Annotated in this window: 24 protein-coding genes; 9 read left to right on the top strand and 15 right to left on the bottom strand. The window is 63.3% G+C overall.

Annotated elements, in window-relative coordinates:
• The first annotated feature begins 63 nt into the window (after positions 1–63).
• Both EYW45_RS04915 and EYW45_RS04910 read left to right on the top strand, forming a co-directional pair.
• Positions 64–1,026, top strand: a complete 963-nt coding sequence (locus tag EYW45_RS04915; protein ID WP_161134605.1) for a Bug family tripartite tricarboxylate transporter substrate binding protein — start codon at positions 64–66, stop codon at positions 1,024–1,026.
• The gene (locus EYW45_RS04910) at positions 1,023–2,021 is read left to right on the top strand and encodes a D-2-hydroxyacid dehydrogenase (RefSeq protein WP_161134237.1); all 999 of its coding nucleotides are present in this window, start codon (positions 1,023–1,025) and stop codon (positions 2,019–2,021) included. The genes EYW45_RS04915 and EYW45_RS04910 overlap by 4 nt, the downstream gene beginning before the upstream one ends.
• Here the strand turns inward: EYW45_RS04910 and EYW45_RS04905 are convergent.
• The 7 genes from EYW45_RS04905 to nirB all read right to left on the bottom strand — a co-directional run bounded on the left by EYW45_RS04905 (position 2,007) and on the right by nirB (position 10,924).
• Positions 2,007–2,987, bottom strand: a complete 981-nt coding sequence (locus tag EYW45_RS04905) for a Bug family tripartite tricarboxylate transporter substrate binding protein (protein WP_161134236.1) — start codon at positions 2,985–2,987, stop codon at positions 2,007–2,009. The two genes, EYW45_RS04910 and EYW45_RS04905, sit on opposite strands and share 15 nt — an antisense overlap.
• Positions 2,988–3,180: 193 nt before the next feature.
• Positions 3,181–3,870, bottom strand: coding sequence for a flavin reductase family protein (locus tag EYW45_RS04900; RefSeq protein WP_161134235.1), 690 nt, complete (start codon positions 3,868–3,870; stop codon positions 3,181–3,183).
• Between the two features lie 240 nt (positions 3,871–4,110).
• A complete protein-coding gene (locus EYW45_RS04895; RefSeq protein WP_161134234.1) occupies positions 4,111–5,373 on the bottom strand; it encodes a nitrate regulatory protein in 1,263 nt (420 codons plus the stop codon).
• 12 nt (positions 5,374–5,385) lie between these two features.
• Positions 5,386–7,137 (bottom strand): bifunctional protein-serine/threonine kinase/phosphatase, encoded by a 1,752-nt coding sequence (locus EYW45_RS04890; RefSeq protein ID WP_235938846.1) that lies wholly within the window; start codon positions 7,135–7,137, stop codon positions 5,386–5,388.
• A 42-nt stretch (positions 7,138–7,179) separates the two neighbouring features.
• The gene (locus EYW45_RS04885; protein WP_161134232.1) at positions 7,180–7,992 is read right to left on the bottom strand and encodes a formate/nitrite transporter family protein; all 813 of its coding nucleotides are present in this window, start codon (positions 7,990–7,992) and stop codon (positions 7,180–7,182) included.
• A 29-nt stretch (positions 7,993–8,021) separates the two neighbouring features.
• Positions 8,022–8,375 carry a nitrite reductase small subunit NirD gene (nirD, locus tag EYW45_RS04880; RefSeq protein ID WP_328703593.1) on the bottom strand — a complete coding sequence of 118 codons (354 nt, stop codon included), beginning with the start codon at positions 8,373–8,375 and terminating at the stop codon, positions 8,022–8,024.
• On the bottom strand, positions 8,372–10,924 hold the full coding sequence (gene nirB, locus EYW45_RS04875) for a nitrite reductase large subunit NirB (RefSeq protein ID WP_161134231.1): 2,553 nt from the start codon (positions 10,922–10,924) through the stop codon (positions 8,372–8,374). Before nirB ends, nirD begins: the two co-directional genes overlap by 4 nt.
• Before the next feature lie 505 nt (positions 10,925–11,429).
• On the opposite strand from nirB, the gene EYW45_RS04870 reads away from it, so the two are divergent.
• The 4 genes from EYW45_RS04870 to pyk all read left to right on the top strand — a co-directional run bounded on the left by EYW45_RS04870 (position 11,430) and on the right by pyk (position 15,365).
• Entirely contained in the window at positions 11,430–12,623 is a 1,194-nt protein-coding gene (locus EYW45_RS04870; RefSeq protein ID WP_161134230.1) for an MFS transporter, read from the top strand.
• Between the two features lie 63 nt (positions 12,624–12,686).
• Entirely contained in the window at positions 12,687–12,986 is a 300-nt protein-coding gene (locus EYW45_RS04865) for an AzlD family protein (protein ID WP_161134229.1), read from the top strand.
• 78 nt (positions 12,987–13,064) lie between these two features.
• Positions 13,065–13,814: an AzlC family ABC transporter permease gene (locus EYW45_RS04860; protein WP_407924901.1), complete on the top strand. Its 750-nt coding sequence runs from the start codon at positions 13,065–13,067 to the stop codon at positions 13,812–13,814.
• A gap of 132 nt (positions 13,815–13,946) precedes the next feature.
• On the top strand, positions 13,947–15,365 hold the full coding sequence (gene pyk, locus EYW45_RS04855; RefSeq protein ID WP_161134227.1) for a pyruvate kinase: 1,419 nt from the start codon (positions 13,947–13,949) through the stop codon (positions 15,363–15,365).
• 43 nt (positions 15,366–15,408) lie between these two features.
• Here pyk and ypfH read toward each other — a convergent pair whose 3' ends face one another.
• The 4 genes from ypfH to EYW45_RS04835 all read right to left on the bottom strand — a co-directional run bounded on the left by ypfH (position 15,409) and on the right by EYW45_RS04835 (position 18,776).
• Positions 15,409–16,083, bottom strand: a complete 675-nt coding sequence (gene ypfH, locus EYW45_RS04850; protein ID WP_161134226.1) for an esterase — start codon at positions 16,081–16,083, stop codon at positions 15,409–15,411.
• Positions 16,084–16,263: 180 nt separating this feature from the next.
• Entirely contained in the window at positions 16,264–16,581 is a 318-nt protein-coding gene (locus EYW45_RS04845; RefSeq protein ID WP_161134225.1) for an NIPSNAP family protein, read from the bottom strand.
• Between the two features lie 34 nt (positions 16,582–16,615).
• Entirely contained in the window at positions 16,616–17,590 is a 975-nt protein-coding gene (locus EYW45_RS04840) for a Bug family tripartite tricarboxylate transporter substrate binding protein (protein WP_161134224.1), read from the bottom strand.
• Between the two features lie 286 nt (positions 17,591–17,876).
• Entirely contained in the window at positions 17,877–18,776 is a 900-nt protein-coding gene (locus tag EYW45_RS04835) for a helix-turn-helix domain-containing protein (protein WP_161134223.1), read from the bottom strand.
• A gap of 275 nt (positions 18,777–19,051) precedes the next feature.
• Between EYW45_RS04835 and EYW45_RS04830 the strand changes: the two genes are divergently transcribed.
• Positions 19,052–19,537, top strand: a complete 486-nt coding sequence (locus tag EYW45_RS04830) for a nuclear transport factor 2 family protein (protein WP_202444580.1) — start codon at positions 19,052–19,054, stop codon at positions 19,535–19,537.
• Between the two features lie 99 nt (positions 19,538–19,636).
• Here the strand turns inward: EYW45_RS04830 and EYW45_RS04825 are convergent, their stop codons facing one another.
• The 4 genes from EYW45_RS04825 to EYW45_RS04810 all read right to left on the bottom strand — a co-directional run bounded on the left by EYW45_RS04825 (position 19,637) and on the right by EYW45_RS04810 (position 23,634).
• A complete protein-coding gene (locus EYW45_RS04825; protein WP_161134222.1) occupies positions 19,637–20,311 on the bottom strand; it encodes an RraA family protein in 675 nt (224 codons plus the stop codon).
• A gap of 20 nt (positions 20,312–20,331) precedes the next feature.
• On the bottom strand, positions 20,332–21,309 hold the full coding sequence (locus EYW45_RS04820; RefSeq protein ID WP_161134221.1) for a D-2-hydroxyacid dehydrogenase: 978 nt from the start codon (positions 21,307–21,309) through the stop codon (positions 20,332–20,334).
• Positions 21,310–21,311: 2 nt separating this feature from the next.
• Positions 21,312–22,607 carry an alpha-hydroxy acid oxidase gene (locus tag EYW45_RS04815; RefSeq protein WP_161134220.1) on the bottom strand — a complete coding sequence of 432 codons (1,296 nt, stop codon included), beginning with the start codon at positions 22,605–22,607 and terminating at the stop codon, positions 21,312–21,314.
• A gap of 127 nt (positions 22,608–22,734) precedes the next feature.
• Positions 22,735–23,634 carry a LysR family transcriptional regulator gene (locus tag EYW45_RS04810; RefSeq protein WP_161134219.1) on the bottom strand — a complete coding sequence of 300 codons (900 nt, stop codon included), beginning with the start codon at positions 23,632–23,634 and terminating at the stop codon, positions 22,735–22,737.
• A gap of 181 nt (positions 23,635–23,815) precedes the next feature.
• Between EYW45_RS04810 and EYW45_RS04805 the strand changes: the two genes are divergently transcribed.
• Positions 23,816–24,784, top strand: a complete 969-nt coding sequence (locus EYW45_RS04805) for a Bug family tripartite tricarboxylate transporter substrate binding protein (RefSeq protein WP_161134218.1) — start codon at positions 23,816–23,818, stop codon at positions 24,782–24,784.
• A 13-nt stretch (positions 24,785–24,797) separates the two neighbouring features.
• The gene (locus tag EYW45_RS04800; protein WP_161134217.1) at positions 24,798–25,682 is read left to right on the top strand and encodes an NAD(P)-dependent oxidoreductase; all 885 of its coding nucleotides are present in this window, start codon (positions 24,798–24,800) and stop codon (positions 25,680–25,682) included.
• Positions 25,683–25,911 lie beyond the last annotated feature (229 nt).

Here is a 25,911-nt window from a genome sequence, read left to right as displayed (position 1 = left end):
AACGATCAGGAGACAAACATGCTTGATGCCAAGGCAGGACCCCACACGCGTGCACGCGCCAGGATGTTTCGTGCCCTACCCCGCTTCGTGATTATGGCCGCTGTGACATGCGGCGGCATCGGTGCCGCCCACGCTCAGGCCTATCCCGACAGATCCGTGAAGGTGGTGGTGGCGTTCACGGCGGGCGGCACCACCGATACCCTCACCCGCGCCGTGAGCAACCAGATGGGGCAAGCGTTCAAGTCCACATTCGTGGTGGAGAATCGACCCGGCGCGGGCGGCAATATCGGCACGGAATATGTGGTGCGCTCCCCGCCCGACGGCTACACGCTCATCGTCAATTCGGTGGGCCCCATCGCCGTCAATCAGTCGATGTACAAGCTCAACTACAACCCGCTCACCGACCTCATGCCGATCGTGCAGATCGCCAACGTGCCCAACGTACTGGTCGTGCCGGCCGACCTGCCGGTGAAGACCATCGAGGAATTTCTGGCTTATGCGAAGAAGGCGCCGTCCGGCACGTTGAACTATGCTTCAACCGGCGTGGGTACGTCCTCGCATTTATCGGGCTATATGTTGATGGACAAATTGGGCGTGAATGCCACGCATGTGCCGTACAAGGGTGCGGATGCCTTGAACGATCTGCTGGCCTCACGCGTGACCTTCATGTTTGCGACGATTCCGTCGGTGATCGGTCATATCAAGGCGGGCAAGTTGCGCGCGCTGGCGGTAAGCAGCAAGGCGCGCTCGGCGTCGTTGCCGGATACGCCGACGGTCGCCGATCAGGGCTTCCCGGATTTCGACGCCGGATCATGGTTTGGTTTTTTTGCGCCCAAGGGCACGCCGCCCGAGGTCATCGCAAAGATCAATGCCGGGGTCAATCAAGCGCTGCCCGCATTGAAGACGCAGATGATCAGCGAAGGGGCCGATCCCGTGGGCGGTACGCCTGAAGATTTCGCACGATTTACCCAGGCCGAACAAAAGAAATGGGAAAGTGTGGTGAAGAAAATGGGTATCGCGCAATGAACGATCCGGGCGCCTCCACGGCGATACGCATACTTTGTTCGCCGGTCACGGCCGCCGAATTGCGGCAGCGCATGCCGCAGGCGGGCGTGTGCGGCACGTATACCTTCGTGCATCCCACCCCCGAGGCACCGCAACCCGATGCCGAGATCGGCTTCGTTTCGCGCGATATCACGGGCGCCTCGACGAAATTCGACGTCAAGCCCGACACCGCGATGTATTACGAGGCACTTCTGCACGCACCGCACTTGCAGTGGGTCCACATCCATTCAGCCGGTCTCGACCGCCCGATCTATATCGACCTGCAGGCTCGCGGCGTCACCGTCACGAATTCGGCCGGTCACAACGCGCGTTCGGTGGCTCAGATGGCGCTGGGCGGCGTGCTGGCCTTGTCGCGACATCTGCCCCGCTTCATGGCGGCGCAGCGCGAGGCCCGTTGGCTGCCGCCCTTCGAGCAGGCGCCGCCACGCGATCTCGACGGCCAGGTGGCGGTCATCGTGGGCTGGGGCGCGATCGGCCAGCACATCGCGCAGGTGCTTCAGGCCTTGGCAGTGCGGGTGCGCGTGGCGCGGCACGACGCCAGCCGGGCGGCGCAAGGCGCAGACATCACGGTCGCGTATGACGCCGTCGGCACGCTGCTGGCGGACGCCGATTGGTTGATCCTGGCGTGCCCGATCAGCGACGCCACACTTCGGCTGATCGATGCCGAAGCCCTGGCGCGGCTGCCCGCGCATGCCCATCTGATCAATGTGTCGCGTGGCACGGTAGTGGACGAGGCGGCGTTGATCGACGCCTTGACGCACGGGCGTCTGGCCGGCGCGTATCTCGACGTCTTCGAGCAAGAGCCGTTGCCCGCGGATTCGCCGCTCTGGCGCCTCGACAACGTCATCGCCACGCCGCACAGCTCGGGTCATTCGTCAGGCAATCGAGAGCGCGTGCTGCAGATGTTTCTTCGCGAACTGGCGCGCCGTGAGGCTGCCGGGCTACTTCGCGAGTAGGTTCAGGGAGCCCAGCAGGGTCGTCATCGCCGCCTGGTCGCGACGGACGAACTCAGTGGTTTGCGCCGGGGAGAGGCTCATGCGCTCGGCGCCCTGGTTATCCAGAAATTGCTGCCACGCGGGCGTGGCCTGAATCGCACTCACGGCCTCGCGCAGCACCTCGATCGCCTGCGTCGGCGTGCCTTTCGGCGCGGCCAGGCTGTACCACGTCGAGACCTCCGTGCCGCCGTAGCCGGCCTCGGCCAATGTGGGCACTTGGGGCAATGCCGTTGCACGCTTCGGGCCGCCATACGCCAGCGCCCGCAACTTGCCTTGTTCGATGAAAGGCAACGTGGCCGCGAGGTTGAGCATGCCCAATTGCACTTGGCCGCCCAGCAGATCTTTCAGCGCCGGCGAGGCACCGGGATAAGGCACATGGGTAATGCGCAACCCGGCCTTCTGCAGAAACGCCTCGGCCCCCAGATGCGTCGCGCCCCCCGTACCCGCCGACGCGTAGTTCAGCGTACCCGGCGCCTTCTTGGCGAGCGCCACCAGGCCTTCCAGGCTATCCACGCCCACCGTTGCATTGACCACCAGCACATTGGGTTGATTGGCGACGATCCCGATGAAGGAAAAGTCGGCCACTCCGTCATAGGGCGTGGTTTGCATCAAGGGCGTGACCACATGACCCGCAGACGTCCCCATCAGCAGCGTATATCCGTCGGGTTTGGCGCGGGCCACGAATCCGGTGCCGATCGTGGCCGCGCCGCCGGCCTTGTTCTCGACAATGACGGGTTGCTTCAGCCGCTCTTCCAGCGCCCGGGCCAGCGCTCGCGCCAGCACATCGGCCGGGCCGCCGGCCGCATACGGGTTGACGAGCGTAAGCGGATGCGTGGGGAAGGACGCGTCGGCCGCCATCGCCGGCGCACCCCCCAACGAGGCGCCGATCAAGGCGGCGCTGACAACAGAACGAAAGAACGCACGCATGGCATGTCTCCAGATCAATCGGGCCATCCCCAACTGCCGCAGTGGACGGCAGTCGGCCGCACGCGACCGCGCGCCGCTGCCGGTTCGTACAGGAAACGGGACAAGGCCTTCGGGGATAGCGATTAAGGAATAGCGCTTAAGGGATATCGACCGACTTAGGCGATATCGGGGTATTGGATTGCTGAAACCGGACTTATCGATCCCGCCCGCGGGAGGCGTCGGTCGCGCCCGCGGGAGGTGCCCAGCCTTCCGCGCCGGGCGGCTTCTGCAGCATGGGCCGCAGGAAAATCTCGCCCAACCCCGCATAGTACGGGCCGCCCAGGCGTGCAATCGGGCGCATCGAATCAGAATCGACGCGGCTGCCGTCATACACCTCGGACGACAGATGAAAGGCGACGACCTCGCCGATATAAAGCGTATTGACGCCGGTGCCCAGCACCACCGCCTGATCGAGTCGGCACTCCATTTGGACAGGCGACTGTGCAATGCGCGGCACCCGCACATGGCGACTTTTCAGCAAGGCGATATCCAGCGCATCCGTTTCGCTCACGCCCGGCGGATATTCCGCCGCGCTGCGGTGCATGACTTCCAGACTGGATTCGGTGGCCACGTTGACCACGAACTCGCGGGTGGCCATGATGTTGCGCGCCGTGTCCTTGATCGCACCGTCGCTGGCGCGCGCCGCGATGTTGATGGCCAGCATCGGCGGGCTCGTTGCCACGTAGTTGTAAGAACTGAAAGGTGCGGCGTTTACCCGCCCCGCTTCATCGATAGTGGTAATCCAGGCCACGGGCCGTGGCACCACGCATCCCACGAGCAGCCGATAGGCTGTCGCCGTGTCGAGGCGATCGCCATCCACACATGTAAAACGTTCGTCATCCACTGGCCGTCTCCTGCCGCGTGGGAGCGCGATCACAGCGCGGCCCCCGGTGTTATGCAGATGACTATAAGCAGATTGCGCGGCGGTCGGAAGCCCCGTTACACGCAAACGTGATTTGCGCCCGTGCGCATAGCTCGGCGTTCAGGTTTCAGAATTCGGGATTCGCGATGCGGGGCGCGGGGTGCGGGACTCGGGACTCGGGACTCGGGACTTGGGATCGGGAATCAGGTCATCGATCGGAGATCAGCGCTCGCCGAGCTCGGCCAGAATCTGCCGCGCCACCTCGCCGAACGACATGCCGCCGTCCATCGCGGCCTTCTGCATGCGTTCGTGGGCAGCTTGTTCGCTCAGCGCGTAGCGGCTGACCAGCAGCCACTTCGCTTTCTCGATGCGCTTGCGCTCGTCCAGCGCGGTGCGCACGGCGGCCAGCGCCTCTTCGGAACGCTGCATGTGCAGCGTCTGTTCGCGCATCACGTCCAGAATCGAGCGCTCCATGTCCTGGCCGACGCCGTCCGACGGCGGCACATCGACCACCCTCCCCTGCACATTGAAGAGCATGCTCGTCGTCTTGCCGCTGGCGTGCTCGGCAAAACGCTCGAGCAGCAGGCGCCGGTTGTCCATTTCCTCGCGTGTTTCGGCGATGCGCTTGTCGCACTGCAGCGCCAGCGCGGTGGCCAATGTGCTTTCAACCGCGCGCATGGCATCCATACGCTGCGTGCAGACGTCGAACCACAACTCGGCCAATCCGCCATCCACCCTGTGCGCGTCCGAGGTGTTGCGCGCCATCGCGCGCATCTGCACGACCGGCTGCGCCAACGGCGCGAGTGTCGACCAACCGGCCAGCGCCTCGTCGGGCGCGTATTGCGCGAATACATCGAAGCAGCGCGCCTGGCTGGCGTCCAATGCCTGCATGCGCGCTTTCATCGCATCGGTGAAGTATCCCGCGCGATAGCCGATCACACCGCACGCGCGCTCCTGGCCGCTCAGTTCCTTGCCCTGCATGAAGTTGAGCAGCGCCACGAGGATGCGCGTCACGCCAGGATCCAACGCGGAATCCGCCGCTTCGAAAACCACCGCCAGCAGACTCCCGATCAAACGCGTGAACGCGGCATTCGCCTCCTCGGCAGGGATGCGCCGATCGCGCAGCCGGCGGCGCATATCGGGCAGCTCATCGAGCCGAAAGAGCGCATGGGCCACGCAATTGAGCAGGCGCGCCTTCTCGGCGCTTCGGGCAGCGTCCGACTCCAACGCGTCGAGAAACCGCCGCACCCCTTCTTCCACCTCGATGGCGTCGCGGCTCAAGCCGGTCAGCGCGGCCAGCGGCTGCTCGTCGGCGCCGTAGAGATACAGGTTTGAATAGCCGCGCTCTTTCTGCAAGGCATGCACCAACGCGCTCACCAGCACCACGAGTTCACAGGTGCTCGCCAGCACTTCGAGACCATGCAACTCGCTGCGGCGGGCCGCCAGCAGAAAACGCAGCGTCGACGCCATGCGGTCCTTAGCCATGCCGCACGCCCTCTATTGCCGGGCGGCCATGACCGCGATCACGATGACGAGGATCAGGCACAGGCCTTTCCAGAAAGCGACAGGATGGCGCTCGATAAGGGGCAGGCGGTCGCCACGCGTGGCAAGTGTATCGGGGTGGCGCAAGTCATACGTCAACTCGGAAAGCTCCTGGTAACGCGCCTGTGGATCGGGGTGCAACGCACGACTGAGCACACGGTCGATCCAGGCCGGGATGTCGCGATCATGACCGACAACCGAGACATACGCCAGTTTAAGCTGCGCCGCGCGACTACGCGCACGCGCGACACTCGTGCCATACGGCAGGCGCCCCGACAGCATCTGATAGGCCATCACACCGAGCGAAAAGATGTCCGATCGCGACGTGCCCGACTCGCCCAGGAAGTATTCCGGTGCGCTGTATTGCGCGGTACCGAGAATGTCGCTGCGTTCGCCGTCGCGCGCGAGCTCGGCGATACCGGCCACCTGGATCGATCCCAAGTCAATGATCTTGACGACGCCCTTGCGGTCGATCAACACGTTGTCGGGCCGCAGATCCTGATGAACGATCTCGAGCCGATGAAACGCCTGCAGGCCGCGCGCGATCTGCTCGATGATGGGCAGCACTTGCGCCAGCGCCGGCGCGGGATGCTGGTGCATCCACTGCGTCAACGTGATCCCATCGATGTATTCGCTGGCGATATACAGAAACTGCCGCTCGCGGACGCGCGGCCAGGCGCGCACCACATGACGGCTGTCGATGCGGCGTGCAATCCACTCTTCCGTCAGCAGCCGTTCGAGGTAGGCCGGATCGTGCCGCTGATCCAGCGACGGGATCTTGAGCACCACGGGTGTGTCCGTGTCGATATCGTGCGCCAGATACACGTGGCTGCGATAGCTGGCGCGCAGTTCCCGCACGATTCTGAAGCCGTCGAATTCAGCGCCGTCCCGCTGCAAGGGCGGGCACGGCAGGGCCCCTGCATAGGCCGCGATCTCGTCAGGCTGACGGCTCGGTACGGCGTCGACACGCACGAGCTGGACCGTCAGGTTATCGTCGCTCCCCGCCTCATACGCCAGCGTCACCAACCGCTGCGCTGCGCGATCCAGCCCTTCCGGCGCTGCGGGCGTCACGTCAGGCGCACAGGTCAACGCATCGACGATCGCCTCAGCCGTCACATGCTCATACACCCCGTCGGTGGCCAGCAGGAACACGTCGCCCGGCGCCAAGGACTGCGTCTGATAGTCCAGTTCGAGATGGGGTGCGAAACCCAACGCACGCCCCAGATGGCTCCTGTCGCGCGAGACCCAGACGCGATGATCGTCGGTGAGTTGCTGCAGCACGCCCTCGCGCAGCCGATAGATGCGTGTATCGCCCACGTGCAGGATATGCGCCGTGGCCGACTTCAGCACCATCACGCTCATCGTGCACACATAACCGCGATCGGCGTCGTAGCGGTGCGGCCCCTGCCGGGTCTGCGCATGCAGCCAGGCATTGGTCGCGGCCAGCACCTGCTGCGCCGACTTCTTCACCGACCAGGTCTCGGGAGTGCTGTAGTAATCCTCCAGAAAACCCGCGACCGCAGTCTCGCTGGCGATGTGGCTGACGGTGCTGCTGCTGATGCCATCGGCCAGCGCGAAGGCGATCCCCTTTACCCCGAGAAGCGGTTCCCTAGGGATGCAGGCGCCGTGAAAGTCCTGATTGGTGGCTTTCCTGCCGGCGGACGTGCACTGGCCCACGGCAACGCGCAAGGCGTTGGCCGCAGTCATGGGCGCCGGACTATCCATGGCGCACGATGGCGACGCGCGGCATCAACTGAAGCTGCGCTTGGGCGCGGTGCGCACGTGCGTGGTGTACAGCGTGAGCCCCGTCAACGACAGGCCGCCGACCAGGTTGCCCAGCACCACCGGGATCTCGTTCCAGATCATGTAGTCCATGACCGAGAAGTTGCCCCCCATGATCAGCGCCGACGGAAACAGGAACATGTTGACGATCGAGTGCTCGAAGCCCATCGCAAAGAACAGCATGACCGGCATCCACATGGCGATGACTTTGCCGCTGACCGTGGTGGAGATCATGGCGCCCACCACGCCCAACGACACCATCCAGTTGCACAGCACGCCGCGGATGAAGATGGTGAGCATGCCGCCGGCACCGTATTCTTTGTAGCCCAGCGTGCGGTTCTCGCCGATATGCGAAATCATTTCGCCCACCTTGCTGGGCGGTGTCGAAAATCCATAGGTGAAGACGATCGCCATCAGGAATGCCACCAGCAACGCCCCGAGGAAGTTGCCGACAAACACGACGCCCCAGTGCTTGAGCACCGCGCTCAACGTTACGCCGGGTCGCTTGTCGAACAACGCCAGCGGCGTGAGCACGAACACGCCGGTGAGCAGGTCGAAGCCCATCAGATACAGCATGCAGAAGCCCACGGGAAACAATGCCGCGCCCAGAATGGCAGAGCCCGTTTGCACCGTCACGGTAACGGCGAAGACGGCCGCGATGGCGAGAATGCCGCCCGCCATGAACGCACGGATCAATGCGTCGCGCGTGCCCATGTAAATTTTCGATTCGCCCGCATCCACCATTTTGGTGACGAACTCGGCCGGGGCTAGGTAAGACATGATGTGTTCCTGTAATCAATGAAAGAGGATTAGCCGATCTCGACGGCGTCGCCGTTGAAACGTACGGGCCACGTGCGCAGGCGTTGCTCGGGAAACTGCACACACGTGCCGTCCACCAGCCGAAACTGTTGCTTGTAGAGCGGCGACGACACCACGAGATCGCCGCCAATCCGCCCGACCAGGCCGCGTCCAATCACGTTAGCGCCCGACCGGGGGTCCTGGTTTTCGACCGCATACAGTGTTTGCTCGCCGGCATCGGGCAGATAGAACAAAGCCACCTGCATGCCATCGATGAGGGCGACCACGCCCGAGTTGGCCACCAGATCGTGGCGAGTGCAGGCGTGGCGCCAGACGGGTGAGGCGTTATCTGCGGCCGGCATCATGCCATCTCCTCGGCAATGGGAATCACGCGCGAGCGGGCACGCATCGGGCTCGGACGGCGTTGGCCGCGTTCTTCCACGAATTCGATATCGGGGTCTGCGGCGCGGTCGTTCACGAACGTGCGGAACCGTTTGAGTTTTTCGGGATCGCTCAACGCGTTTTCCCATTCGCATTCATACCGCTCGACGATCAACGCCATTTGGGATTCGAGCTCCGCACCCATGCCAAGGCTGTCGTCGATGACGACGGCTTTCAGATAGTCGAGGCCACCCTCCAACGACTCGCGCCACACCGACGTGCGCTGCAGTTTGTCGGCGGTACGGATATAGAACATCAACACGCGGTCGATGTAGCGAATCAACGTGGCATCGTCGAGATCGGTGGCGAACAGTTCTGCATGGCGCGGCCGCATGCCGCCGTTGCCGCACACATACAGGTTCCAGCCGTTCTCGGTTGCGATCACACCGATGTCCTTGCTTTGCGCTTCGGCGCATTCACGCGTGCAGCCCGACACCGCGAACTTGAGCTTGTGCGGCGCGCGCAGCCCCTTGTAGCGGTGCTCGATATCCAGCGCCATCTTCACACTGTCTTGCACACCATAGCGACACCACGTGCTGCCCACGCACGACTTCACCGTGCGGGTGGACTTGCCGTACGCATGGCCGGTTTCGAAGCCTGCGGCGATCAACTCGCCCCAGATCTCGGGCAGCTCGTGCAACTGCGCGCCAAACAAATCGATGCGCTGCCCACCGGTGATCTTGGTGTAGAGGTTGTATTTCTTGGCAACCGCGCCGATGGCGATCAGGCCGTCGGGCGTGATCTCGCCTGCGGGAATGCGCGGCACCACCGAATAGGTGCCGTTCTTTTGCATATTGGCCATGAACGTATCGTTCGTGTCCTGCAGCGGCACGAGCTTGGCATCCTGAATCGAGCGATTCCAGCACGAGGCCAGAATCGACCCCACCGCCGGCTTGCAAATATCACAGCCCACGGAGCCCTTTCCGTGGCTGGCCAATACTTCTTCGAACGATTCCATGCCGCTCACGCGCACGATCGCGTACAGCTCCTGGCGCGTGTAGGCGAAATGCTCGCACAGGCTCTTGTCTACGGCCACGCCGCGGCTCACCAGTTCATGTTCGAACACCTGCTTGAGCAAGCCGGCACAGCCGCCGCACCCGGACGCCGCCTTGGTGCAAGCCTTGACACCCGCCAGATCCGTGCAGCCGTCGTCGATGGCCGCGCAGATCGCACCCTTGCTCACGTTGTGGCAGGAGCAGATCGTGGCGGTTGCGGGCAATGCGTCCACGCCCAAGGCCGGCGCGGCCTGCCCGGCCGGCAGAATCAAGGTCGCGGGGTCGGCCGGCGGTGCGATGCTGTTTTGCACGTACTGCAGCAGTGTGTCGTAGTAGCTGTTGTCGCCGACCAGTACGGCGCCCAGTACGCGCTTGCCATCGGCCGATACGACCAGGCGGCGGTAGCTCGCGCCGGCTTCGTCGATGAAGCGATAACTCAGCGCGCCAGGCGTCACGCCATGCGCATCGCCGATCGAGCCCACATCGACGCCCAGCAGCTTGAGCTTGGTGGACATATCCGCGCCGGTAAAGGCCTGCGCGCCGGCGCTGCATAAGGCGGCCGACACCGTGCGCGCCATCTGATAGCCGGGTGCGACCAGTCCAAACACACTGCCGTTCCAGGCAGCGCATTCGCCGATGGCATAGATCGCGGGGTCACTGGTGCAGCACTGGTCGTCGACGGCCACGCCGCCGCGCGCGCCCAGGTCGAGCCCGGCACCTTTGGCCAATGCGTCCTGCGGACGGATGCCGGCGGAAAACACGATCAAATCTGTTTCAAGCGACTCGCCATCGGCAAAACGCATGCAGTAGCGGTGCTCGGCACCCGCAGTAATTTCCACTGTCGAACGCGACAGATGCACACCAACCCCAAGTGCCTGAATGCGCGCCTTCAGGGCAGCACCGCCCAGATCGTCCAGCTGCACCGGCATCAGGCGCGGTGCGAATTCGACCACGTGCGCTTCCAGATGCAACGACTTCAACGCATTCGCCGCTTCCAGTCCCAACAGCCCGCCGCCCACTACCACGCCGCGCCGCGCGCCCTGCGCCGCGTCGCGAATCAAATCGAGATCGTCGATGGTGCGATACACGAGCCGGGAGGTGCCCTCGGCGCCCGCGATCGGCGGCACGAAGGGGTAGGAGCCGGTCGCCAGCACCAGCTTGTCGTAGCCATAGCGGCCGCCCGCCGTGACGACTTCCTGCTGCGTGCGATCGATCTCGAAGACGGGCACGCCCAGATGCAGCGTCAGCCCGAGCCGCTCATAGAACGCCGCTTCGCACATGGCCATCGATTCGGCGTCGCGGCCGCCCAGGTATTCGGACAGGTGCACGCGATCGTAGGCGCGCAGCGTCTCGTCGCCAAAGACGTGGATGCGATAGCGCTCGAGGGCGCCACCCGCGATCAACTGCTCGACGCAATGGTGGCCGACCATGCCGTTGCCGACAACGACGAGCGTTTGCAGAGGTTGAGAGGTGGTCATGAGATATCCCCGAAAGCGTGAAGCGATTTCAAATACAGACGACGAAAAGGCGCCCAGAACCATTCGGTTCAGGGCGCCTTTGCCGGTATTGCACACGTTGTCTGTTGCCGGTGTACTGCCGGCATCTCAACCAAAGCAATATCGATGCCAATTTTTGCCGCAAGTCTAGGCCTGCCTGCAGAGCCAGCATCAATGCGGGTTTTCGTGAAATCCCATGGCCAACATCGGCGCCATGGCTTGTGATGCCGTCGTGACGAGTGCATCAACTCAGTGCACAACGCTGTGCGCCACGCACTGTTATGGCACGCGCTCCACCGGCTCCCGGGTCGCTCGCCGTTGATTCACCAGGCTGCCTGCGCGAGCGCGCAATGCAGTCTGCGCCCAATGAAGCGGACCGATTACAAACAACTTCCAGTAATAAGCTTATGATCCTGGGCGATATGCCGGGGTCGCCATTTCCTCCCGGCTACCTGCCGCCAGCACAGCCTTACTGAAGGAACCCCCGGTGTCCGCCTCCGTCCTCGATCGCAACGTTATCCGGCTCACCGCCGCGCAGGCCCTGGCCGGCGCCAACGCCACCGTGGTGTATGCCACTGGCGCCTTGATCGGTGACATGCTGGCACCCGATAAGGCGCTGGCGACGCTACCGATCACGATCTTTGTCGTTGGCATGGCCACCTGCACGCTGCCGGCCGGCGCCATCGCGCAGCGCTACGGCCGTCGTCCCGTCTTCATGCTGGGTGCCCTGTGCGGCGTGCTGGTGGGATTGCTGGCCGCGCTCGGCATTGTGCTGTCATCCTTTCCCATCTTCTGCGTGGCCATGTTGTTCGGCGGCGCCTATGCCGCCGTGGTGTTGTCGTTCCGCTTCGCGGCCGCCGAATGTGTGGCACCCGAGCGGCGCGCCAAAGCCTTGTCGTTCGTGATGGCCGGCGGCGTACTGGCCGGCATCCTCGGCCCGCAAACCGTCACGCTGACGATGAACCTGTGGCCCACACATCTGTTCGCCGCCACGTACATTGCCGGAGCAGGCATCGCCGTGCTGTCCGCCATCGTGCTGGCCGGCGTGCGGCTCCCCGCCGTCAAAGCCTCGGATGCGGGCGGCGGTCGTCCCCTGCCTGAGATCTTTCGCCAGCCCCGACTCATCACCGCCATGCTGTGCGGGGTGATCAGCTACACACTGATGAACTTCCTGATGACATCGGCCCCATTGGCCATGCATCACCACGGTCTGCCGCTGGCTGCCTCCAACCTGGCGTTGCAGTGGCACGTGATCGCCATGTACGGCCCCAGCTTTTTCACCGGCAGCCTCATTACGCGATTCGGCCCTGGCAAGATCGTCCTTGCTGGACTGGCGCTCATCGCGGCCGCCGCCATCGTGGGTATCACCGGCATGGAAGTCGGCCATTTCTGGGTGTCGATGGTGCTGCTGGGTATCGGCTGGAACTTCGGTTTCGTGGGTGCATCGGCGATGGTGCTCGAATGCCACCGTCCCGAGGAGCGCACCCGCGTGCAGGCGATGAACGACTTTGTGGTGTTCGGCGCCATGGTGATGGGGTCATTCGCTTCGGGCGGCCTGCTCAATCACTATGGTTGGGAAGTGATTTGCTGGCTGGCGCTGCCGCCCGTGGCTGTGGCTGCGGCCACATTGATGGCCAGTGAAGCGGCGCGCCGGCGGGCGGGCGCCACGCGCGCGGCATAGTCGACTCACCGATCGGCCGGCGTCAAGCCGACTTATCATGTTGGGTTGAATGAGGTTTTCCGCATGATCGATTCTGCCAACCTGCTGACCATCGTGGCGATGGCGAGCGTGACCTACTTCACACGCATCGGCGGCTACATTTTGCTGCGCAATCGGCAGCTCAGTCCCCGCGCGATGGCGGTGATGGATGCCGCGCCGGGATGCGTATTGATATCGGTGATCGCGCCCAACTTCGTGTCGTCGAATCCCGCCGATCTGATTGCACTGGCGCTGACAGTGGCCGCTGCCACACGTCTGTCGCTCCTGCCCACGGTGCTGATCGGCGTGATCTCGGCGGGCCTCTTACGGCATGTGATGGGGTAGCCGCAGATGCACACCGATCAGAACGCCTGTACGCGCGTGCACCACAACATCCATGCGCACGCCGCGACATCGCAGCCCATAACGCCTGCCACCCCCGTAATCGCGGCCGAGCCCTCACCTGAGCCGCCCACCACCTGGACCGAAATCAAGCGTGGCATGCGCGCCATGTTGCCCGCGTTGGTCGGCATCGTGCCGCTCGGCTTGCTGCTGGGCGCACAAGCCACCACCAAAGGCTTGAGTGTGGTCGAAGTGCCGCTGCTCACCGGTCTCAACTTCGCAGGCGGATCGGAGTTTGCGGCGCTGGCGCTATGGACATCGCCGCCGCACCTGCTGCTGATTGCCGGCATCACACTTCTGATCAACAGCCGCTTCCTGCTGATGGGCGCCGCGCTCGCGCCTTTCTTGCGGCACCTCACCCAGCGCCAGGCGCTCGCATCGCTCTATCTGATGAGCGACGCCTGCTGGGCGCTTGGACTTTCCGACGCGCGCCGGCGGGCTGCGGCGGGTATCGCGCCCGCGTTCAGCTTGCCCTATTACCTGGGCGCATCGGCCATTCTGTATGTATCGTGGGTGGTGGTGGCGACCATCGGCGCACTGTGCGGCCCCCTGTTTGGAGACGCCCAATCGCTCGGCCTGCACATGGCGTTTCCTGCGATCTTCATCGTGCTGATCCGAAGCATGTGGAAAGGCATGCGCGCCGCGCGTCCCTGGCTCGTGAGCCTGATCGTGGCGGCGTCGACGTACCTGTTCGTGCCCGGTGCCTGGTACATGGTGGCCGGTGCCGCATCGGGCATGCTGGCCGCGTACGTGCTTGCGGCTAAGGTGTGATGCTTCGTGTACGCATTGGTTTCCTGACGCGCTGCAACAAGCCTTTGGTAGCCGCGGGGTGCGCATACGCCAAATTCGCCATGGCTTCGTAGTATGGTCATACTCTGCTGTTCAACCCCTAAAAGAGAAACTATGCGCCGTACACGCAAGGCTAAAGTTGTTGCAACGCTTGGACCCGCGAGCGCCGATCCCCAAATGATCGAAGCATTGTTCGATGCGGGCGCCGATGTCTTCCGTCTGAATTTCAGCCATGGTGTGCAGGCCGACCACGCCGAGCGCGTAAAAACGATTCGCGAAATCGAACACCGCCGCGGTCGCCCGATCGCCATCCTGCTCGATCTGCAAGGCCCCAAGCTGCGCATCGGCACGTTCGCCGACGGTCCGGTGATGCTGACGGCGCACAGCACCTTTCGCCTGGATCTCGATGAAACGACGCCGGGATCGGTCGAGCGCGTTGCGCTTCCGCACCCGGAGATCTTTGCCGCACTGACGCCCGGCGCGGATCTGCTGCTCGACGACGGCCGCATCCGCTTGAAGGTCGTGTCCTGCAATGCGACGTCGGCCGTTACAGAAGTGGTCAACGGCGGGCCCCTCTCCAATCGCAAAGGTGTGAACGTGCCGGGCGTCGTCCTGCCGCTCTCGGCCCTCACCGAAAAAGACCACGCCGATCTGGCCTTCGGACTGACGCTTGAGATCGACTGGATTGCGCTCTCCTTTGTGCAGCAGGCTCGCGACATCGAAGAGATCAAGGCGATCGTGGGCAACCGTGCCAGCATCGTCGCCAAGCTGGAAAAGCCGTCGGCCATTCACTCGTTGGCTTCCATCGTGGAAGTCGCCGATGCGATCATGGTGGCGCGAGGCGATCTCGGGGTTGAATTGCCCGCCGAGCAAGTGCCATCGATTCAAAAGCGCATCGTGCGCGAATGCCGTCGCGCCGGCAAACCGGTGATCGTGGCCACGCAGATGCTGGAATCGATGGTCAACGCACCGGTGCCCACACGTGCCGAAGCGTCCGATGTGGCCACCGCCATTTACGATGGCGCCGATGCCGTGATGCTGTCGGCTGAGTCCGCCGCAGGCGCCTATCCGATCGAAGCGGTGAAGATGATGGACAGCATCATCCGTCACACCGAAGCCGATCCCTATTATCTGCAAAGCATTGCTGCGTCGCATACCGCACCGCGCGCGGAAGCCGCCGATGCCATCGGTCTGGCGGTACGCGAGATCGTCGATGTGCTCAATGTGCCCGCCACGGTGGCATATACGAAGTCCGGCTATTCGGCGCTGCGGCTGGCGCGCGAACGCCCGGCTGCCGCAATCGTCGGTTTGACGCCGGTCGCGGCCACCTCGCGCAAATTGTCATTGGTGTGGGGCGTGCACGCCGTGCTGTCGCACGAGGTGACGAACGTGCTCGAGATGAGCGCGCTCGCCTGCGAAACGGTCAAGAAGGAAGGCTTCGGCCAGAAGGGCGACCTGATCGTCATTTCGGCGGGCGTGCCCTTCGCCGTGTCCGGCACGACCAATCTGCTCAAGATCTCGACCATCGAGTAATTAAGTGCCGTCACGCCGCAATGGCGTGACGGCACGCGCGACCTCAGTTTTCTGATTGCGCAGCCGCCTGCGCGGCTTGCCACACGTGTTGCGGCACATGCGTCTTGAGCCGCTCGACCACCAACTCCAGCGCTTCCTGCGACACGGTGTGACCCAACTCGGTAAAAATATCTGCCGTCACATCGGCGCCTCGGTCGAGCAAGTGCTCGGCCTGGCTGATCGCATAGGTATGCGCGATCACAGTGTCTTTCTCGCCATGGATCAAATGAAACGTGACCGTTGCCGGCGCCACCGCCGGCAGTGTTGCGAACCGACCTGACAGCGCCACGATTCGGCCAGCCAACGGTGCGCCTGACTGCGTGGATTCGAGCGACATGATCGCGCCTTGCGAAAACCCGATCAGCGCCGTCATCGCGGCCGTCGCACCTGTTTTCGCTTGCCAATCCTCGACCACTGCACGAAAGTCCGGCATCGCAGCCGCGATGCGCGCCGGCCGCGACGCTTCGGTCACATCGGTGGCCGAAAACCACTGGTAGCCGCGGCCCACATCGCTGGGATGCGGCGCCTGGATGCAAACGATCGCCGCCTGCGGGAATTCGGTCGCCAGGCGGCGGCCGATCGGCGCCATGCTGTCGGACGTGTTGCCCATGCCGTGAAACAGCAGCAACAGTTGCTGGGCACCGTCGGACGGCATCTGCAAAATGAGGGGGTCGGACATGATGTGCTTTGAAAACGTCAAAGCACAAGATTAACCGCTGACGCCGGAGGTATGCATCGACCACATCACGACTGCCGAGCGTCGGCGGTCGGCCTATGCTTTTAATGCGCAACGCCCAGCGCCCCACGCCCCAACGCCCGGCCGCCCGCCAAACGCCAAAACGCCACCCCTCCAAACACGCTACGGCTGGAAGAACGCCGTCGGCGTCATCAAACGGTTCTCCTGACGGATCAGATACGCCGCGTCGGCGCTCTTGGTCAAGTAACCGGCCCATTCGGGATCTTTCTGCAAGGCCAGGCGTTTTGCTTCCCGATCGGCCGCGCTGTCATACACCCAGATGTGCATATAGCTGTTCACGTCTCCGGCATCTGTTTGCATGTAAGCCAACGGTTTGCCCAGGTGGCGGCTCTGCACGGCGTACCCGTGCTCGGCGTAGAGCGCGAGATGTTTCTTGATGGTGCCGGGACGGCAGGTATAGGTTCGAACGTCGTAAAGCATGCTGCATCCTTTTGATGATGATTGAACGAAAGGCCTATTCGGCCGTCGCGCCGGACTGTTTGACGAGAACGCGCCAACGCGCCACTTCCTGGATCACATACGCTTGAAACGCGGCATGGCCATCGCCGATCGGATCCGCGCCCAGCCCTTTCAGTTTGTCCTGCACGCTGGCATCCGCCACGCTTTGCGTGATCGCAGTGGACAAGGTATCGACCACACCGGCGGGCGTGCCGGCCGGCACAAAAAGCCCGAACCAGGACCGGGCGTTCATCTCGGCGTAGGGCGTCTCGGCAAAGCTGGGCACATCGGGCAGTGCGCTGTGACGTTGCGCGCCCGTGACCGCCAGCGCCGTCAATCGGCCGCCCTGCACCTGCGACAACACCTCGGGCAGGTTGGCGAACATCAACTGCACCTGCCCACCCATGACGTCATTGAGGGCCTGCGCGCCGCCCTTGTAGGGCACATGCGTCATCTTGGCGCCCACCAGTGCATTGAACTGCTCGCCCGCCAGATGCGACGCCGTGCCCGTGCCCCCGGAACCGAAGTTCACGCGGTCGCCATTGGCCTTGGCATACGCTGCGAGTTCCACGGCGGTGGCCGCCGGCACCTTGGGGTTCACCACCAACAGCAACGGCACCGACGCCAGGTTCGACAAGCCCACAAAATCCCGCGTCAGGCTGTAGTCCAGTTGCGGATAAAGCGACGCGTTGATCGCATGTGCCGACGTCGCCATCAGCAACGTATAACCGTCCGGCTCAGACCGTGCCGCCGTGACGGCGCCGATATTGCCATTGGCGCCCGCCTTGTTTTCCACCACGACCGCTTGCCCCAAACGGGTCGACATGGCCTGCGCCACGGTGCGGGCAATCACGTCGGTCGCGCCGCCCGCAGCAAACGGCACCACGATACGTAGCGGCCGATCCGGAAACGCCGCATGGGCGGCGCCTGCGGTCCACGTCAGTGCGAAAGCCAAGCCTAGCCGTGCGCCCAAGCGAACGAATGTCTTCATGTCTCACTCCTCTTTTTTGGTTTGTTTTTAGTCTCGCCGGCATCCTTTCGTGCCGGGGCAATTCGTTTCGACGCGGGGCGTGCGAAACCGCAAAAGACGAGTGAAGATTACGCAAGCCCGACCGGGCAGCGTGAGGACAGAACCGACGTTGTATTGGACTTTTTCGCAGACGCGTCGAGCGCGCTGATCGCGCGATGCGTTCGAGCGCCGCATCCGACCGCTGCATTTGAATGCTGCATTTGAGTGCTGCGTTCAAGCCCTGCGTTCAAACGGCGGATCGACGCGGCTAGTCGAGCGGGCTGCAATGCTTCTTGCGAAAGTCGCCCGGCGTATGCGCCGTATGCTTCTTGAAGAAACGTGCGAAGTAAGCGGGGTCGTCGATGTTCAATTGAAAGGCTATTTCGGCCACGCCCAGATCGGTGTTGGTGAGCATCCGTTTGGCTTCCAGCACCACCCGCTCTTGAACGAACTGGCTGGCCGTACGGCCCATCGTGCGCTTTACCGCGTCGTTGAGCTGCCGTTCGCTGACCGACAGCGTATCGGCATACTGACCGATGGCCGCGAAGTCCAGATAATGCGTTTCCACCAGCAGCGCAAAACGTTTGGCCAGCGCATAACCAGGACCTGCACGCTGCGTGCCCTCACTCTCCGGATACAGGCGCCGCAACTGCGTGAGCAGGATCAGCAAGTAGGAACGCACCACGTCGAAACGCCCTTCCCGTTTATCCGCCATCTCGGCTTCGATGGCATGCAGCAGCGGCAGCATGCCATCGTGCTGCGCATGCGTGAGATACATCGCCGGTGTGCCGCGCGTCATCTGAAAAAAAGGAAATTTGGCGATATCGTCCGCGCGCGGAAACATCTGCGCAAAGAAATCGGTGCTGATATTCAGCACATAGCCACTGGGCTTCACCGAGGACGTCCACGCATGCACCTGCCCCGGCGAGAGGAAAAACACCGAATGGTCGCGCACGTCGAATTGCTCGAAATCGAGCACGTGCGTGCCACGGGCTGTCGTCATCCACAGCAGGTGATAGTAGTTGTGCCGATGCAGAAACGCGCGCGGAATATCGTCGCGCTGCTGCAGCCGAACGAGATCGAAATAAAACGATCCGGCGCCAGAGAAATCCGAGGATTCAAAGGTGGGGAACGCTGCAGCGGATGGCGCGGACGCCCCTTCGGACACGGTACGAGTCTCCTTATTATTTTTTGCCGAGGCTTATGGCCGTCATCATAAAGGCAAATACGCGACGCAAATCGACGCGTCGGCACACGCGGCGCCCGGGCCAGACAGGAATAGGCAAGCATTGCACAGTTCTGGGTCTATTGATGAAGCGATGCAGTCAATAGCATTCCCTCATCGTCCGCACCGCGGCCGACACGATTGCCCAAACCGCCAGCACCGCCACGTCGCGCAATGTGCGACGCGCGATCGCTAAACGATTGATCAAGGAGATCGCCATGAGTATCCGATTCCGCCGCGCCCCACTCATCTTTGCGATGTTGGCTTGCGCCTCCATCAGCAATGCGGCCAACGCGACCGGCCGCACGCACACGCCCGAGAAGCGCAATACGGCGCTCGTTCAACAGGCGTTCGAGAACTGGCAGCAGGGCCGCGGCAGTGTGTTCGATCTGCTCGCCGAAAATTCGGTGTGGACGGTGGCGGGCACAAGCCCATACTCGGGCACCTACCGCACCCGCGAAGAGTTCATGACGCAGGCGGTACTGCCCATCAATGCCCGCCTCGCCACGCCGATTACGCCCGATGTGAAGCACATCGTGGCGCAAGGCGAGCAGGTGGTGGTCATGTGGGACGGGATGGCCACCGCAAAAGACGGCAGCCGGTATGAGAACAGCTATGCGTGGCACCTCACCATGCAAGACGGCAAGATCACGCAGGTGAATGCGTTTCTGGATACCTGGAAGCTGGCGGAACTGATGCGCTAGCGCCAACCACTCGCCAGCCCGGCGCCGCAGCCGTCTGCAGGGGCTCAGCAGCGCCGGATGCGCTTTACCCTCCCGGCACAGCGGTGCCAGGCGCGATCATCACGCGTCCAGTGGCGCGAGGCCCGCTTGCTTCAGTGCATCGTTGAGCCACGGCGACACCAACTCGCCGCGTGCAATCTCGGCCAGCCGCTGCTGCTCCGCTGCGACCTTGGCTTCGGCCGCGGTCAATACCGCCTCCACGTCGGCGCGCGGGATCACCACCACGCCATCCACATCGCCCACGATCAGATCGCCGGGATGCACGGCCACGCCACCCGCGGAAATCGGACCGCTCAATCGGCCCGGCAGCCCCTTCGTGGGGCCGCACGGATTGGTGCCGGCGGCAAAGATGGGAAACTTGCCGTGCATCAAGGTCTCGCTGTCGCGTGACGCCGCATCCACAACGAAGCCGCCCAATTTGGCGGCCGCCCCCTGCGTGACCATCAGCTCGCCAAACAATGCGCAGGTGGTGTCGGCCTTGCCGTCCACCACCAGCACGTCGCCGGGCTTGGCCACGGCCAATGCCACGTGAAACATAAGATTGTCGCCGGGGCGCACTTCCACGGTGAAGGCCGGGCCGCACACCTTCATCTCCGGATGCAGCGCACGCACGCGTGCATCGAGGGTGCCACGCCGGCCGGCCACATCGCACAGAATGGCGGCCTGGAAGAGGCGCGCGCGCTCAATCTGCTCAGGCGTTACGCGATCGAACTCAGCGGTTTTTCGGTAAGACATCATCACTCCAGAAACGACAGTTAACGCGCGAGCGGTGCGTGCACCACATTGCGCGGTGCGCCTTGCAGGAAGGCGTCGATGTTATCGATCAATTGATCGGCGAGGGCCTGAACGGCCTCGTCGCTGGCCCAGGCCACATGCGGCGTCAGGATGAAATTGGGCGCATCCATCACCTGCATGAAAGGATGGTCCGGCGGCGGCGGCTCGGTCGACACCACGTCGAATCCGGCACCTGAGATTTGCCGGCGCTGTAGCGCGTCCACCAACGCGGCCTCGTCCACCAGCCCGCCGCGCGCGGTGTTGATCAGCAGCGGACGGCGATGCATACGGGCAAACTCCGGCGCCGCGATCATGTTTCGGGTTGACGGCAGCAGCGGGCAATGCAACGTAATGATGTCGGCCTGCTCGAGCACATGATCGAACGGGGTATAGAGGTCGCCCATGCCGGAGCTGCCCTTGTGCGCGGCAAACAGCGTTCGCATGCCGAGGGCTTGCCCGATCTGCGCCACCTCCCGGCCCAGCACGCCATCGCCGATGATGCCTAAGCAAGCGCCAGCGAGATCGCGGATCGGGTAGTCGAAGAAGCAGAACTGATCGGCCTCCTGCCAGCGCCCGCGCGCCACCGCAGCGTGATAGGCCAGGATGCTGCGCCGCAAGGCGAAGATGAGCGCAAACGTGTGCTCCGGCACCGTGTGGCGGGCGTAATTGCGGATATTCGACACCACGATGCCGCGCGCGGCACACGCCTGCAGATCGATGTTGTCGGTACCGGTGGCGGCGACCGCAATGAGCTTGAGCCGTGTTGCACCCGCAATGGTGGCCGCATCGAGCCTGACCTTGTTGGTCACCACGATATCGGCATCCGCAATGCGTGCCGCGATATCAGCGACGGCGGTGCGGGGGTGATCGGTCCAGGTATGCGCCGAGGCCGGCGCGCGCAGAGTCGTCTGCGGCGAGAACGTGTCGTGGTCCAAAAAGACGATGTTGCAGGGGGTCATCTTCAGTGCCTGCGCTCGATCAAAAATGTGTCGTTCAATTCGTTCAGCGAGGCGATGCCCATCATGCCCATGTCGCGCAATATCTCGCTCTTCATCAGTTCAATGCCATGTCGCACGCCCTGCTCCCCGGCCACCGCAGCGGCGTAGTTCAAGGGCCGGCCCACAAACGCGCAGCTCGCGCCCAGCGCCAGGGCTTTCATGACGTCGGTGCCGCGGCGCACGCCACTATCGATCATGACGGTCATGCCTGCCGCCTGCGCCACGATTTCCGGCAGCACCTGCAGTGGTGCAGCGGCGCCGTCGAGTTGTCGTCCGCCATGGTTGGACACGATGATGCCGTCCATCCCCGCCTGTCGCGCACGTAATGCATCCTGCGCGTCGAGGATGCCCTTGATGATCATCGGTCCCTTCCAGCGCCGGCGGATGCGAGCGACGTGCGTCCAGTTCAAATGCCCCCGCTCGGCCAGATCGCGCATCACACGTTTGGACAAGATCGGCGCACCGCGCGTGGCGTAGTTGTTCTCGAAATGCGGCATGCCATGCTTGATCAGCGTGCGCAGAAACGTGCCGCACAGCCAGCGCGGATGCGTTATGCCCTGCACCGCGAGCGCCAGGCTGGGCTTGAGCGGCGTGCTGAAACCGGTGCGCACATTGTTTTCCCGATTCGCCTGCACTGGCGTATCTACCGTGAGCACAAGGGTTTCGACGCCCGCTGCAGCCACGCGATCGATCAACGCGGTGATCTGCGCTTCATCGCCTGGCAGATAGGCCTGAAACCACGTGGCGGGCGCCGCCGCCATCACTTCTTCAACACGAATCAGCGACGACCCGCTCATGATGCAAGGCACCTGCGCGGCTTGTGCCGCGCTTGCCTGAACGATGTCGCCCCGGTAGGCAGTGAGCGCAGAGATACCCATGGGCGCCACGCCCACCGGACTGGCGTAGTGCCGGCCAAAGAGCGTGATGCGCTGCTCGCGCTTTGAGACATCGACCAACACGCGAGGACGAAAGCCATAGCGGGCATAGGCCAGCCGATTATCTTCTTGCGCCGTGCCGTCTTCGACGAATCCCGCCACGTAACCGAAGATGGGCCTCGGCAGATAGCGGCGTGCCGCAGGTTCGAAATCGCTCAAGCTGAGAAAACGCGCCAAATGGGCCGGCGCGACGTACGCCGCAGACGCACCTGCCGACTGCGAGGGCACGCCGTCCGGCACGGACGCGTCTGCCGGATGGGGCGACTCGGCGCAATCGATGGCATTCGCGGCACGCGCGGATGGGCTGACATGAGAGGCGGACATGAGGCGTTGTGACGATCACGTAGGCGAGAACTCGCGACCCCACGAAATATATCGACCGCCATCGCATCGAAAAAGCGCAATTAAACGATGGAGCTTCATCGCTTTTTTCTGCGTCACGCCTCGCAGATCACCACAGCACGTGGGGTGCCTCGAAATCGACTTCAAGCATCACCCGCTCGCGCATGGCTGCCACCAACGGACGAATGTCTTCGCGTCGGCTTTGAAAAGCGTAATGCAATGGGCGCAAGGGCGGTTCGCCCACGATGGCACGCAAACCATGTTTTTCGCGCAGCGGCGTCAGCCACGCATTAGGGAAAAATGCGATGCCTACACCCGCGGCGACCATGCCCGCGATGGCGCCCATGTTGTTGCAGATCAGTTGCCGCGACACCGCCAACTTGTTATCCACCATCCAGGCTTCGAAGATACGCGTCGAACCGGCGCCTTGCGGCATCGTGATCACCGTCATGTCTTTCAGCGATTCCGGCGTGAGCACCTCAATCTCACCCAATTGCGCATCGGTGCCCACCCAGTCATAACGCACCTCGGCGATCGTGTGCGAGGCGATTGCGCTGCGCGACGACCAGCCGGCGACCACCGCGAAGTCCAGTTCGCCGGCTTCGACCTGGCGCTCGAGGCTTTGCCCCACATCCACATGCGGTTCAAGCCGCAGATCCGGAAAATCCCGCCGGCAACGGGCGACGAATCTGGGTAACCAGGTAACGGCGGCGAGTTCGCCCATCCCGAAGCGACACACGCCTTGCAGACCCGTGTTCTTGCCGATAGTGTCGCGCGCATGGCGCGCAGCCTGCAACATATCGCGCGCCAGGGGAAGCAGCGCCTGGCCGGCCGAGGTCAGCACGGAGCGGTGACCCGTTCGGTCAAACAGGACTTCGCCAAGATCGGCTTCCAGTTCACCCAAGCGTTTGGACAAGGACGATTGCGACAGATGCAGCTGTGTGGCGGCTGCGGCAAAACTCGATGCCAAGGCGGCCGCGTAGAAGGCTTCCAACTGCTTGAATGTCATTGCAACGCTCTAGAGAAAATCGCTGACGCGGAACACGTCGCACGCGACCGGCTGAGTTCGGAAAAAGCGATGGAGTTTTGTAGAAATTTATCACTTTCTTCTCTGAATCCGGATTGCTACAGTCGGCCACACACCTGGAAAGCCTTACACGCGGTCTTAGAAACCGCATGAGGAGACAAACATGAACACCACAATGAAATGGCTGGCGGCTGGACTCGCCTGGGCGTCGTTCGCCGGTCCTGCCGTTGCGCAGGAATGGAAGCCGGAGCGGCCCATTGAAATTCTCGTCGGCTTCGCCCCCGGCGGGTCGGCCGACCAGATCGCCCGCCAACTCGCCAACGCCGTGAAAAGCACGGTGCCGGTGCCGGTGATCGTGATCAACAAACCCGGTGTGGCGGGCGTACTCGCCGCTCAAGAGGTCGCCAATGCCAAACCGGACGGCTACAAACTGTTCGTCGGTGGCGGCAGTGAGACGACATCGGTGGGCAATCATCAGAAAATTTCGTATGACGCCCGCCGCGATTTCACGCCGATTCTCAAAGCGGCTCGGCTGCCGTCGGTCCTCGCCGTCAACGTGAATTCGCCCTACAAGACGATGCAGGAATTGATCGCTGCCGCCAAAGAAAAACCTGAAGGCCTCTCGTACGGCTCCACCGGCGAAGGCAGCTTGTTTCATTCCACCATGCTCGCGTTCGAGGCCAATAGCGGCCTGCGTTTTCTTCATGTGCCCTACAAGGGCGCAGCGGAAGCCACGTTGGCGCTGGCCGCGGGTCAACTCGACATGGCGTTCGGCGCGCCCGAAGAAGTGAAAGGCCTGATCGACGGCGGCAAGATCCGGCCGATCGCCGTGTTCTCCAAAGTGCGTGTGGCCTCCCTCCCCAACGTGCCCACCGTGGGCGAGCTGGGCTACCCGGTGGCGCTGGACAATATGAAAGGCTTGATGGCGCCCGCTGGCCTGCCCGAGCCCATATACCGGTATCTGAACCGCGTCTTTCACGAGGCGCTGGACAGCCCCTCCTGGAAAACGTACGCCCAGAGCAGCGGCCTCACCACCGACTACGCCGACGGCCCGGCGTTTCAGAAGGAGATCAACGAAAGCTACACCTTGGTCGGCGATTCGCTGGCCAAGATCAAAAGCGCAAAAAACTGAGGAACAGACAGGCATGACCACCACCGTCGCTAAAACCATCGGTTTCATCGGGCTTGGCATCATGGGGCGCGGCATGGCCGCATCTCTGCTGCGTCGCGGGTTTGAGGTTCACGTTCACAACCGCAATCGTTCTGCCGAGGGTGCGTTGATTGACGCCGGGGCGCATGGCGCGGCGTCGCCGGCCGAGATCGGCGCACGAACGGACGTGGTCATGTTGTGTCTCTCGGATACCGAGGCCGTCGCCGCCGTGCTGTTTGGCGATCAGGGGCTCGCCGCCGCGCTCAAACCAGGCAGCTTCGTGATCGATGCCAGCACGATCTCGGCACAGGCCACGCGCGATCACGCACTGCGCCTCGGGGAACTCGGCATTACCTTGCTCGACGCCCCGGTCAGCGGTGGCGAGGCGGCTGCAGCAAAAGGCGAACTGAGTTGCATGGTGGGGGCCCGCCGCGACGCTTTCGACCATTGCCGCGAGTACCTGGACGGCATCGCCAGCCGCGTGGTGCACGTGGGCGATCCGGGTGCCGGGCAAATCGCCAAGGCCTGCAATCAGATCGCCGTAAGCAGTGTGATGTTCGGTGTGGTCGAGGCATTTGCCTTGGCCCGCGCCAATGGCGTCGATCCTGCAGCGGTGCGCGAGGCCCTGCTTGGCGGCGCGGCACGCAGCGCCGTTTTGGAAAAAAATGCCGTTCGCCTGCTCGAGCAGGACTTCGAGCCGGGATTCAAGGCGGAACTTATGCGCAAGGATTTGCGCCTGGCGCAGGCCGCCGCTCAGGCTTCACGCGCCGACCGAGAAATGGCCGTGGCGCAAGTCATTCTGCAACGCATCGAGGCGATCTGCGAGCGCGGCGATGGTGCAAAAGATTGGAGCGTCGTCGGCAAATTGAACACGGCCTGATCGCCGGTCGCATTCACGCCGGCTACGTGCATCGCGCCCAAAACAAGGGCCACTCCTCACCGGAGTGGCCCTCAACTCGCTGTCACGACCAAAACCTGCTCGTGACCCATATAGGTCGCGACTCATATGGGTCACGACTCATTTGGGTCGCGGCTCATTCGGGTGGCGACCCATGCCGCCGTCGATCATCTAAGTCGCCCCCGTCAACGGGCCTTGCACGGCCCGTCTT

The organism is Schauerella aestuarii (genome assembly GCF_009866805.1).
Lineage (GTDB): Bacteria > Pseudomonadota > Gammaproteobacteria > Burkholderiales > Burkholderiaceae_B > Schauerella > Schauerella aestuarii.
This window is presented reverse-complemented; position numbering and strand designations above follow the sequence as displayed.